Below are 12,305 nucleotides of genomic sequence, written 5' to 3'. Positions count from 1 at the left end.
TATGGAATTTGTATTCAACCATTGGGAAAAAATCGCAACGATTATCGGGGTTTTCGTGTCCTTTTTTGCAGGGTTGAAAACCCAAAAAATAGAGAACTACAAGCGTGCTTTTGAAATCAACTCGCAAATGATAGGAAGTGTAACAAGCGACTTTAACGCTCGCATCCAATCACTCAACGAGTACATCACACAGCTTGAACAAATGAACACGAAGCTACACAGCATTATTGACAAACAACAAAAAGATTTAGACAAATACATTCGGAAATATGGCACAGACATTTAAGCACGTTTTAACCGCTATTGTATTGGCTTTACTGTTTACAACTTGCGCATCAACCAAGCGCAAGTTTGTAAAGTCAGCAACCCTAAAAAACGATAGCACTTTTACAAAACAAGATAGCATCGTTTCAACCACGATTAGCTTGGGAATTAAAGACACTATTTTTCTGCCAATCAGCACAGGAAGTGAGCAGTTGGATAGTGTTTTAACAACACGTTTAGCCAACTTTAAAACAGGAAAAAAAAGCGGAGCAAACAGCTACGATATTCGTTTCGATACGCAAGCAAAAGGTTTTGAAATTACAAGTACAATCAAACAAACCCAAAACAAAATTGAGCAAAAACACGACAGCATTTACCAAAGCAAAGCAACCGAAGTGCGCAAGGAACACAAAGAGGTTAAAACAAGGTCAAAAGTACCAATTTGGTTATTGATTGCCTTTTTAGTCTTGTTGTTTGTTGTGTATTTGTTATCCAAGTTTAACATCATTTAAAAGAAAAAGAAAATGGCAAGCTATGAACTATTTAAGCACTCGATACAAGAAGCAGAGGGCGGTTATCAGAACTTAACCAACGACAAAGGCAATTACAATTCGCTTCGTCAACGAGTGGGAACGAATTACGGAGTATCAGCAAAGTTTTACGAAAAAGTAATTGGCAGACCGCCGACTATTGCGGATATGAAAAGCATTACCCAAACCGAAGCGCATCAACTTTTTAAAATTCACTTTTGGGATGCAATCAAAGGCGATGCAATTCAAAGTCAAGCGGTGGCGGAAATGGTTGCCGACCATTCTATAAATGCCAATCCACGAGTTACCGCAGGCATTGTGCAACGAACATTAAACCGCTATTTCGGTAAGAATTTAAAAGTCGATAGCGTTATCGGAGCGAAAACATTACAGGCGATTAATTCGGTAAATCCGCAACAACTATTCGCTAAAATCGGACAAGAACGCCTACACCATTACAGCCGATTAGATGACTACAAATACTTTTCAAAAAGTTGGAATAGTCGAGTGTTCAATTTGGCAAAAAAGTATGGCATCAGCTTAATCGACACGATTAAAAAAAAAGTACCGAAACGACTATCGTAATTAGCCTAATCGGAGTATCAATTTTAGGAATCTACCTATATCAAAAATCGAAAAAGAAACAATGACAACAACGAAATTTCAACAATTAGACGGCAAAGAAGTCAGCCGAAAATATTTACAGCAACTCATCGAAGAAGCCAAACAAGAAAACAATACGGAAGTAGTTTACAGGCTTTCAAAAATCTTGTTAGACAATCCGAAGTATAAGACGTTTACAATTCAAGTAAAAAGCTATCCGACTTCGTTAAACGCACCAAGACACAAAGGCGCATACAAAGAAGCCTTAACGAGTTGTGGACGTTTACGCAAAGGGTGGCGTTTTATCAAAGGTAGTGTTGTAAAAGCACGACCACAAGTGCCAAAACCTAATCGAAAAGGATTAGCAGGAACAAAGCAAAAAGAGGGTTTGACACCAACAGGGCGACTAAAAAAAGGCTACAAATACAAAGCAGGAGGTAACATCGTAAAAGTTACCTCGAAAAAAAAAGCGGTGTAATTCCTGCAAGTAAAACACCACAATCTGCCAAAGGTTTACCAATCGAATTTTTGGCAGGTTTAGATTACATCGAAGCAGATGACAACGAAATTAACTCACTAAATGCGCCTGTAAAACCCGACCAAATTTATCAAATGATTACCGATATGGTGGTGGATGCGGTCAACAAATCGAAAGGCGACGGCGAACTCGGTTGGAATCAAGACTTCTTTTACGGCGGTTATCAAATGCCTGCAAACTTTATCAGTAATAAAACCTATCGAGGTGTGAATGTGTTATTGCTCAAAAACGGAAATCCGTACACAGTTTTTAAAAATCCATACTTCTTAACCAGGAAGCAGATAAATGAAAAAGGCGGTAAAATTCGACTGGGTGCAAAAGGTCAAATGGTGGTGTACTTCACACGTTTATACAAGTTCGAGGGAAAAGAAAAGAAAGATGAATTAGCTACTTACAACAAAGGAAAAATGATACAACATTTAAAATCAAAAGGTTTAAACGATAGTCATTTTGACGTATTGGTGGAAACCATACCTATTTTAAAATACTACAAAATTTTCAACGGCGAAGACATCGAGGGAATAGATTTTAAACTCGATAGTTTATCCGAGTTAGATAAATTAAGGTTAGGATTTTTGCCGAAAGATGATGCAATCAATACCGATGCGAAAAATCAAATGGCGGAATTGATAATCAAAAACTTTCCGAAGAACACAGCGAAAATAAAACACGGCTACAAAGGAGCGAGTTATAACGGCTTACACGATGTTGTTAAAATGCCGAATTACGAAGCCTTTTACAAAAGTGAAAACTATTACAGCACGTTATTTCACGAAATGATACACAGCACAGGGCATCCGAGCCGTTTAAACCGACCTTTAGGAAATCCGTTTGGTTCTGTTCCGTATGCGAAAGAGGAATTAATCGCCGAGTTTGGTGCGGTGTTCTTATCAGCACAGGCAGGTATTTTGTGGAAAACTCAACAAAACCACGCCGACTATTTAAAGAATTGGCAAATGGCATTACAATTTATGGGCGAGGATAAAACCTTGTTGATGCGTTCAGCAACCGAAGCCCAAAAAGCCGTTGATTATCTTTTACAAGTAGATGAAAACAAAGAGCCGAAATTTTATCGAGAGATTAAAAAAGTAACCACAAAACCGACACCAAAATTACCCCCAAAGCAATTGGTATATGTAACGAAAAGCACTCGTAAAAAACCAATTTTAGCACAGCCGATTGTAAGTGAAGTTTCAGCACCTAAAAAGCGTAATTCATTAGCTTACAAACGTAGTCAGCGAAAAAATAAAACCTTTGAAATGTACGATATACAGGACAAAGATTTAGCGACTTTTTTAGGTGATTTGGAAATCAAATCAAAAGAAAGTTTGGTATTGACAATTGCAGGAAAACAAGGAAGCGGAAAAACTCGATTTGCGTTTCGATTTATGAATATTCTCGCTCAAAAATATAAGGTCGGACACGCATCAATGGAAGAACACCCCGATAGTAAGGTGTATTGGGATAAGGTAGATATGTACTTCAATAAAAAAGCTGAAGAAAACATCGACAATGCCGAAATCAAAAATTTAAGTCAACTCGATAAATTGATTAAAGAAAATGATGTTATCGTAATCGACAGCTTTGCCAAGTTAAAAGAACTCGATAACAAATTAGAAGTTGATACACACCTACGAAAAAAGTATAACGGAAAACTATTTTTAATCGTGTTTCAGCAAACCACAGACGGAAAAATGCGTGGTGGTTCTAAAAGCGGTTTTGACGGCGATTGCATTTTCTTTGTTGAAAAGGATGCTGACTATAAAAAGCATTATGTTTATACGGATAAAAACCGCTATCAAACGAAGTCGTTGGAGGAGTTGCAGTATAATATTTATTCGGGAAAGTTGAATAATATCAATTCAAGTACAGAAGAAATACAAGAAGTAGAATTTTAAAAGAAAAAGCCACGGACACGTGGCTTTTTTTTAGCTTTTTACATTCTTAAAGACAGCTTTAAGGCTTTCTTTAAGATTTTTATGGTCTTCTTTATTAAGGTCAAAAGAAACATAAAATGTATTATGCTTTAAGTTCAATGATTTTCTTATTTCATCATCGAATGAAAATATTAAACTATCATTTGACAATTTGTAATCAATATTATTACTTCTAATACTTTGAGATTGAGTTGCGTTTTCAATGTAAATAGCTTCATCTTTTTCATATTCAGAAAAAGCTAAAGTAAAATACTCTTGTTCATCAAACTCTAAATATACACTTGCTAAATATTCATCATCACTCGGACTTGCGTTTAGCGTAACTAAATTATTTGTTTTTATCATTTTGAACGAGTTTTAAGATTAAAACCACTATAAAAATATGATCTTTAATAAAAACAAGGCAGATGCCGTATCTACGACATCTGCAAAATTTTCTACTAAATAATTTCTAAAACAAATTATTCTTTATACCTCAATAAACGCAACGCGTTAAAAACCACCAATAGTGTAGAGCCTTCGTGCAATAACATTGCTGGTCCGATTTTGGCAATTCCTGTAAGTGTTAAAGGTATTAATATGGCGACAATTCCTAAACTCATCCAAAGGTTTTGCTTGATAATTGATTTTGATGTTCGGCTTAATCCAATTACAAAAGGTAGGTTTTCAATTTTGTCTGACATTAAGGCAACATCGGCAGTTTCTAACGCAACATCGCTACCCATTGCGCCCATTGCAATACCCACTGTACTGTTTGCCATTGCAGGTGCATCGTTTACACCGTCGCCTACCATTGCTATTTTACTATCACGTTGTTTTAGTGCTTTAATCGCAGTTACCTTATCTTCTGGAAGTAAACTTCCTTTTGCTTCGGTTAACCCAATTTGTTTAGCAATACTATCGGCAACATTTTGATGGTCGCCTGTAAGCATTATCATTTTTTTAATGCCCATTTCTTTTAGTTTTAGCAAGGTACTTTTGGCGTGTTCGCGTGGTACATCCATTACACTTAACAAACCGATTAATTTATTATTAAAGGCGACAAGCATTGCTGTATGTCCGTTTTTTAGTAAGTCGTTGGCTTGCATTTTTATTTCTGAAGACACAGTAATGTTTTTATCAATCATTAAGGTTTCGTTTCCAATAAACACTTCGCCATTATTATAATTTGCTGAAATACCTTTACCTTGAATAGCTTTGATATTGCTTGCTTTGTTTTGGGTTGTTAATTGATAATTCGCTTTTATATCTTTTGAAATAGCCTTTGCTAAAGGATGATTACTTAAACTTTCAACTTCTAAAACCAGTTTTAAAAATTCGTCTTGATTAAAACCGTTTAGAGCAATAGCGTTGGTTAGTTTTGGTTTTCCCTCTGTTAGTGTTCCTGTTTTGTCAAAAGCAATAGTGGTAAGGTTTCCGAGGTCTTCTAATGCACGTCCGCCTTTAATTAATACACCGCCTTTAGCACCTCTTGCAATACCACTTAACACCGCACTTGGTGTAGAAATTGCCAAAGCACAAGGGCTTGATGCTACTAAAACAGCAATGGCTCTGTAAAGGCTTTCTTTTGGTGTTTCGTCAATAACTAAATATGCAAAACACAAGGCAACGACTAAAATGATTACCGCTGGAACAAACCACTTTTCAAATTTTTTGGTTAATAATTGTGTTGGCGATTTTTGGTCTTCGGCTTCGCTCACCATTTTTACCAATCGTGCAATGGTACTATCTTTACTTAATCGCAATACTTGTACTTCGAGTGCATTGTCGCCATTTATTGTTCCTGTAAACACCTTGTTTTCTGCATTTATTGTTTCAAAATTTGAAATAGTATTGGTATTTACAATCGCTTTTTTGTCAACAGGCATACTTTCGCCAGTTATTGATGCTTGATTGATACTCGAATTTCCTTTTATAATAACACCGTCTGCCGAAATTTTGGTGTTGGGTTTTACCACGATTATATCGTTTATTTTAAGGTCTTCAACAGGAACTTCAACCGTTGTATTATTGCGCTTTACAAGTGCCTTTTTAGGTGATAATTCGCCCAATGCTTGAATAGATTTTTTGGCTCTACCCATTGCATATTCTTCGAGAGCGTGCCCAATACTAAATAAAAATAAAAGCATTGCACCTTCTTCCCATTTTCCAAGATAGGCGGCACCTGCTGCGGCTACTAGCATTAAAAAGTCTATTTCAAACTGTCCTTTGCCTATTTTTTCGATGGCTTCTTTAGTTGTAAAAAATCCACCAAGAAAAAAGGAAATAATAAAACTTATCAGTGCATAGTTGGCTGGTAAGTTGGTTAATTTTTCTATAATTAATCCTGCGAAAAAGAAAACTCCACTTCCAATAGCAAAATAAAGCTCTGTATTTTCACCTAAAAATCCACCGTGATTTTCGTGATTGTGTCCGTCGTTTTTAGTATGTTTTTGTTGTGACATTTTTTTAATAAATATTAATGATCATCTTATATAAATGGTATCGACTATTCTGCTAATGCGCATGTCCTTCCATTCCTCCAGCTTTTTTAAGTAATTCACCTTTTAAAAAATGTGCACCGCTGGTTACTATATTAATGTTAAAGTTATTTTCTTGAATAGTTTTTAATTCTGTAAACCCATTATCGGTACTTCCAATTGTGACTTCTAATGGAATAAATTCCTCATTACTTTCAGCCATGAATATAAACTTTTCACCTTCAATATCTACAATGGCTTCTTCTGGTACTGTGGTCTTATTTTCACCACCTAACAAAATTTCAGCATTTATAAATGTACCCGCTCTTAGTAATTGTTGTTCATCTTCGAAATGCCCATGAACATTAACAGTTTTTGTTTGGTCATTAACTTTTTGACTAATCAATTTAATATAACCGTTATATTCTCTATCTATACCATTAGGTTTAAATACAAACTCATCTTTAATCTTTAATCTTGATATATCAGAACCAAACACATTGAGTTCAGCATGTTTATGATCGTTATCTATAATTTCCATCATTTCCGAATTTGCTTCTAAAAATTTTCCTTTATTTAGGTTGTTCTCTACAACGTAACCAGAAATTGGTGCTTTTACATAAACATATTGTTGTATACCACTATTTCTAACAATAGTGGGTGAAATTCCTGCCATTTTCAGTTGTGATGCATAACTGTCTACTAAACTTTTTGCAGATAAGTACACACTTTGAGCCATTTGGAACGACTTTTTTGAAGCAATGTCTTTTTCAAATAACATCTTCTTTCTATCATATTCGGATTTTGCTAAAGAATGTTTGTTTATTGCTTCTAAGTAGTTGTATTGTAAATCGGTAAAATTAGGATGCTGTAAAATTGCTACTGTTTGTCCTTTATGAACTTTATCTCCTGGCAACAAATCTGTTTTATAAACAAAGGCCTCTAATGGAGCATATACAGTTGCTTTACTTTGTGGAGGCACTTCAATACTCCCTGTAACTTCAATGCGCTCACGAATATTTCGTTCACGAATACTATCGGTTTGTATGTTTGCCGATTTTATTTGAGTAGCGTTTAAGTGAATTTCATTTTCTGAATGTTCTTCCGAATCACCTTTATCCTCTTCAGACTTTACAATTCTGGATTGTTCTTTTTCATGATTGTGATCATCTTCATGTTTTGATTTACAGCTTATTACAGCTGAAATTACCATAAATAATATTATTATTCTTTTCATTTGTTTAATATTTTTTGTTGTAGAATTCATATTCTATAACTGTTTTATTATAGGTGTTTACTAATTGTAAATAGTTTTGCATTACTTGAAAATAAGCATTAAAGCTCTGATTGTATTGATAAGCATCTATTTCGCCCGCTTTATAAGCCGTTTCTAATTTTATAATGAACTTTTGGGCCTGTTCGGTTGTGTTTTTGATGCTTTCTAATTCTGATTGTAACTGTACAACCTGCAATTGCAAACTGCTACTATTATTTTTTAAGGCTACTTTTTTCGCTTCATTTTCAAAGGCAATCTCTTCTCTTATGATTTTTTGCTTTTTGATTTTTGCTTTATTACCTCCAAACGGTAAAGGAATATTTAAGCCTACTCTAAAACCTGTATATGCGTTAGCATTTCCTTCTTTCCTATTAATAATTCCAGCAGTAACTTCTGGAAAATATATGGATTTAGCTACTGCAACTTTTTTATCTGCAACTTCATTACTTTTATTAATAGCATCTAAAAACATTGTCGAATTGCTTTCTATAGTTGGTAATGGTAATGGTAATGGTTTTGGAAATTCTTTTTCTGGCACAATTTTGTTATCTAATTGCAATAAGAATTTTAACTGATTTTCTATATTAATAAACTGCTTATATACATTACTTTTTTGTGACTGTACACCCAAGGATTGTAGAATAGTAACATCATTTTCTAATCCACCTATTTCTCCTGATTCATGTAGCTTATTTGAGATGCTTTTTATAGCATTTACATTTTTTTGCTGTTCTTCCATCAAGGATTTTAAGGCATATAAATAATGCCATTGCTGGTATAAATATCGAACATTTAAAACAGCTTGTCTTTGGGATATATCTGCATTTAGCTTTGCAAACTCTGTTTGTGTTTTAGCTAGTTTTTGTCTATTAATATGTGATAAAATAGAACCAAAATTTTGATTTATACTCCATTCTTTTTCATCTGCATTGGGTGCAATTCCCACAGTTTGATAGTTAACTGATAAGGGTTCTAATACTATCGCTCCGCCAATGTTAGTCTTTTGCTTTTCAATATTTAATGTGGCCTTTTTTAATGTAACTGACTTCGCTAATGCTAATTCGATAGCCTCTTTTTCAATTAAAACATTGGTAGATTGTTGAGCACTGGCAAATGAAATACCTAAGAAAAATAGAGCTACAGTTATTGTATTTTTATTCGGTTTTTTAATCGATTTAGTTTCAAAAAACATATATAAAATTGGCAATATCAACAAGGTTAATAAAGTAGCTGAAACTAAACCACCAATAACTACAGTAGCTAATGGTTTTTGCACTTCTGCTCCTGCTGATGTGGCTAAAGCCATTGGTAAGAAACCAACAGACGCTACCAAAGCAGTCATTATAACAGGGCGTAAACGTACCGATGTTCCTTTTTTAATGATGTCGACAACATTAGTCATTCCGTCCTTTTTGAGGCGATTAAATTCAGCAATAAGTACAATACCATTTAAAACAGCAACACCAAATAGCGCAATAAACCCTATTCCTGCCGAGATACTAAAAGGCATATCTCTCAACCATAATGCAAATATTCCACCAATGGCCGACATAGGAATTGCCATAAAAATAAGTAAGCTCTGTTTTACCGACTTAAACGTAATATACAGTAACATAAAAATAAGTAACAAGGCCACAGGTACGGCAACCCCTAATCTTGTACGTGCTTCTTCTAGATTTTTAAACGTACCCCCATAGGTTACATAGTAGCCTGCATCAAATTGAACTTTCTCTTCAATATTCTTTTTTACTTCAGAGACTATACTAGCCACATCACGTCCACGTACATTAAACCCGACAGTTAATCGACGTTTAGCGTCATCTCTTTGAATTTGATTCGGACCTGTTTTAAAACTTATTTCGGCAACACTTGCTAATGGAATTTGCATACCATTAGACATTGTAACATAGAGTTTTTTAATATCCTCTATACTACTGCGACTAGATTTTTGTAATCTTACAACTAAATCGTATCGCTTTTCACCTTCATATACTGTTCCTGCATTTTGTCCAGCAAAAGCTGCATTAATAGTTGTGTTTACATCTTGAATAGCCAATCCGTAACGTGCTAGCTGTTCTCTTTTATAGTCGATTACGATTTGCTGTAATCCACCAACCTTTTCAACATATAAATCTTCAGCTCCTTGAACAGTTGGAATTATTTTCGCAATCTTATTTCCATAAGAAATTAATTTATCTAGATCTTCTCCATAAACTTTTAATACAACATCTTGTCGTGCACCAGTCATTAATTCGTTAAAACGCATTTGTATGGGTTGTTGAAAACCAAAGGTTACTCCCACCATATTTTCTTCAAGTTTTTCCTGCATTTTTTGAGCCAATTCTTCTTTGGAATTTGCTTTAGTCCAATGGTCTGGTTCAGAAAGGATAATCATTATATCTGCCGCTTCAATAGGCATTGGATCAGTTGGTATTTCAGAAGAACCTATTTTTCCCACAACTTCTATAACTTCATCTGGAAATTCTCGTAATAAAATTTGTTCTGCCTTTTCAGATGATTTAATAGTATGAGATACACTACTTCCTGTACTTACCATCATTTGTGCAGCAAAATCTCCTTCATCTAGTGTCGGTATAAATTCTGAACCCATTTTAGTAAACGTAAAAATGCTAAACGAAAAGATTAAAAGTGTAGCAATAATTACTTTGGTAGCATTAGTAAGTACAAAATTTAATATTGGTTCATAAACCTTTTGAATTGATTCGATAATTTTATCTGAAAAATTCTTTTTATCAACTAACTTCTTCTTTAAGAAAAGTGCACTGATCATTGGTACGTATGTTAGCGATAAAATAAATGCTCCAAGTATAGCAAAGCTAACGGTCATTGCCATTGGCTTGAACATTTTTCCTTCGATACCTACTAGAGCTAAAATTGGCAAGTACACTATTAAGATTATAATTTCTCCAAATGCCGCACTCGTTCTAATTTTTGAGGCTGATTGATACACTTCATCGTCCATTTGAGATTGAGAAAGTAATGTACCTGATTTTCGCAATCCCAGATGATGTAAAGTAGCTTCAACAATGATAACAGATCCGTCAACTATAATCCCAAAGTCAATTGCACCTAAACTCATTAGATTTCCTGATACACCGAATAAATTCATTAAGCTTATTGCGAATAACATAGATAAAGGAATAACCGAAGCAACTATTAAACTGGCTCTTAAATTTCCAAGAAGTAAAACCAAGATGAAAATTACAATTAGAGCTCCTTCTATTAAGTTTGTTGAAACTGTTTTAATAGCTTTATTCACTAACTTTGTTCTATCTAAAAATGGGCGAATTTCAACACCTTCAGGAAGACTTTTTTCAATTTGAGAAATACGTTCTTTTACGTTTTTTATTACTTTAGATGAGTTAGCTCCTTTTAACATCATTACAATAGCACCAACAACTTCACCCTCACCATTTCTAGTCATAGCACCATAACGAATGGCGTTACCAAATTGTACTTTTCCTATGTCTCTAATTAAAACAGGGGTGCCGTTTTGAGTATTCGTTACAACAATATTTTTGATATCGTCTAACGTTTTTATCAAACCTTCACTACGTATAAAATAGGCCTTTGGGTTTTTGTCAATATATGCGCCTCCTGTATTTTGATTGTTTTTTGACAAGGCACTAAACACGTCACTTATACTTATATTTAAGGCAGATAGACGCTCTGGTATTAGTGCAACTTCGTATTGCTTAAGATATCCTCCAAAACTACTTACATCTGCAACACCTTCTAACCCCAATAATTGACGACGGACAATCCAATCTTGAATAGAGCGTAACTCCATAGCATCGTATTGTTTCTCATAACCTTTTTTAGCATATAAAGTATATTGATAAATTTCACCCAATCCTGTTGTTACAGGCATCATTTCAGGTGTACCAATACCAGATGGAATTTGGTTTTTTGCTTCTATGAGACGTTCACTGATTTGTTGACGTGCCCAATAAATATCAATGTTGTCCTTAAAGACAACAGTTACTACGCTCAACCCAAAGCGTGAAAATGAACGTATTTCTTCTACATCTGGTATATTAGACATAGTCATTTCAACTGGAAATGTAACCAGACGCTCAATGTCTTGAGCTGATTGAGAAGGGGCTGAAGTTATAATTTGTACCTGATTATTGGTAATGTCTGGTAGAGCATCTATTGGTAATTGTTTTGCAGAATAGATTCCCCAGCCTATTAAAGCAAATACCAATGTTCCAATAATCAATTTATTTTTAATCGAAAATTTTATAATATTATCCAACATAATGATGAATTTTGTTACTATTTACATTAATTAGTAGACATCTTTTCTAATGAAAAGATGCATTAAAATGAGTTTCTGAAATAAATTCAGAATAACTTAAAACTAGTAACTCTAAACCCGAGGTGGTTGGAAAATACCGTCTAAATAAGAAGAATTGTAAATTGATTGATAAAAACTTATTAAAGTTTTTTCAGAAGAAGCAACAACTATTTGAAGTTGGTTTAATGGAAAAGAAATAGCCAAAATTGAAGAGAATTCTATGGAACAATGATGGTGGTGCTCCTTATTCTTATCTTCATCATTATCATTTTGATGATGCTCTTCTTCATGTTCATGATCAACATCAATATGTTGCTCGATATCATCTTCATATATAATAACATCATTATGCGCCAGTAGCGGTGGCGACATCAATA

The 12,305-nt window shown here is 34.3% G+C and carries 10 protein-coding genes; 5 read left to right on the top strand and 5 right to left on the bottom strand.

Going from position 1 to position 12,305, the window contains the following annotated elements; genetic code table 11:
- Position 1: 1 nt before the first annotated feature.
- The 5 genes from Q0663_RS07975 (at position 2) to Q0663_RS07955 (ending at position 3,833) form a co-directional block, all read left to right on the top strand.
- Positions 2-286 (top strand): hypothetical protein, encoded by a 285-nt coding sequence (locus Q0663_RS07975; protein ID WP_299009094.1) that lies wholly within the window; start codon positions 2-4, stop codon positions 284-286.
- A complete protein-coding gene (locus tag Q0663_RS07970; protein ID WP_299009092.1) occupies positions 270-776 on the top strand; it encodes a hypothetical protein in 507 nt (168 codons plus the stop codon). The genes Q0663_RS07975 and Q0663_RS07970 overlap by 17 nt, the downstream gene beginning before the upstream one ends.
- A 12-nt stretch (positions 777-788) precedes the next feature.
- Positions 789-1,379, top strand: a complete 591-nt coding sequence (locus Q0663_RS07965) for a glycosyl hydrolase 108 family protein (RefSeq protein ID WP_299009090.1) — start codon at positions 789-791, stop codon at positions 1,377-1,379.
- A 61-nt stretch (positions 1,380-1,440) separates the two neighbouring features.
- Complete coding sequence (locus Q0663_RS07960; protein ID WP_299009088.1) at positions 1,441-1,875, top strand: hypothetical protein; 435 nt, start codon at positions 1,441-1,443, stop codon at positions 1,873-1,875.
- A 50-nt stretch (positions 1,876-1,925) separates the two neighbouring features.
- A complete protein-coding gene (locus Q0663_RS07955) occupies positions 1,926-3,833 on the top strand; it encodes a zincin-like metallopeptidase domain-containing protein (RefSeq protein ID WP_299009086.1) in 1,908 nt (635 codons plus the stop codon).
- Positions 3,834-3,863: 30 nt separating this feature from the next.
- Here Q0663_RS07955 and Q0663_RS07950 read toward each other — a convergent pair whose 3' ends face one another.
- The 5 genes from Q0663_RS07950 to Q0663_RS07930 all read right to left on the bottom strand — a co-directional run bounded on the left by Q0663_RS07950 (position 3,864) and on the right by Q0663_RS07930 (position 12,300).
- Positions 3,864-4,217 (bottom strand): hypothetical protein, encoded by a 354-nt coding sequence (locus Q0663_RS07950; protein ID WP_299009084.1) that lies wholly within the window; start codon positions 4,215-4,217, stop codon positions 3,864-3,866.
- A 116-nt stretch (positions 4,218-4,333) separates the two neighbouring features.
- Positions 4,334-6,316 carry a heavy metal translocating P-type ATPase gene (locus tag Q0663_RS07945; RefSeq protein ID WP_299009081.1) on the bottom strand — a complete coding sequence of 661 codons (1,983 nt, stop codon included), beginning with the start codon at positions 6,314-6,316 and terminating at the stop codon, positions 4,334-4,336.
- 52 nt (positions 6,317-6,368) lie between these two features.
- On the bottom strand, positions 6,369-7,568 hold the full coding sequence (locus tag Q0663_RS07940) for an efflux RND transporter periplasmic adaptor subunit (protein ID WP_299009079.1): 1,200 nt from the start codon (positions 7,566-7,568) through the stop codon (positions 6,369-6,371).
- Positions 7,569-7,572: 4 nt separating this feature from the next.
- Complete coding sequence (locus tag Q0663_RS07935; protein ID WP_299009077.1) at positions 7,573-11,889, bottom strand: CusA/CzcA family heavy metal efflux RND transporter; 4,317 nt, start codon at positions 11,887-11,889, stop codon at positions 7,573-7,575.
- A gap of 111 nt (positions 11,890-12,000) precedes the next feature.
- Positions 12,001-12,300 (bottom strand): hypothetical protein, encoded by a 300-nt coding sequence (locus tag Q0663_RS07930; RefSeq protein WP_299009075.1) that lies wholly within the window; start codon positions 12,298-12,300, stop codon positions 12,001-12,003.
- Between the last annotated feature and the right edge of the window lie 5 nt (positions 12,301-12,305).

This window comes from uncultured Tenacibaculum sp., from assembly GCF_947504135.1.
GTDB lineage: Bacteria > Bacteroidota > Bacteroidia > Flavobacteriales > Flavobacteriaceae > Polaribacter.
The sequence above is the reverse complement of the archived record's forward strand: the minus strand, read 5'-3'. Positions and strand labels throughout refer to the sequence as shown.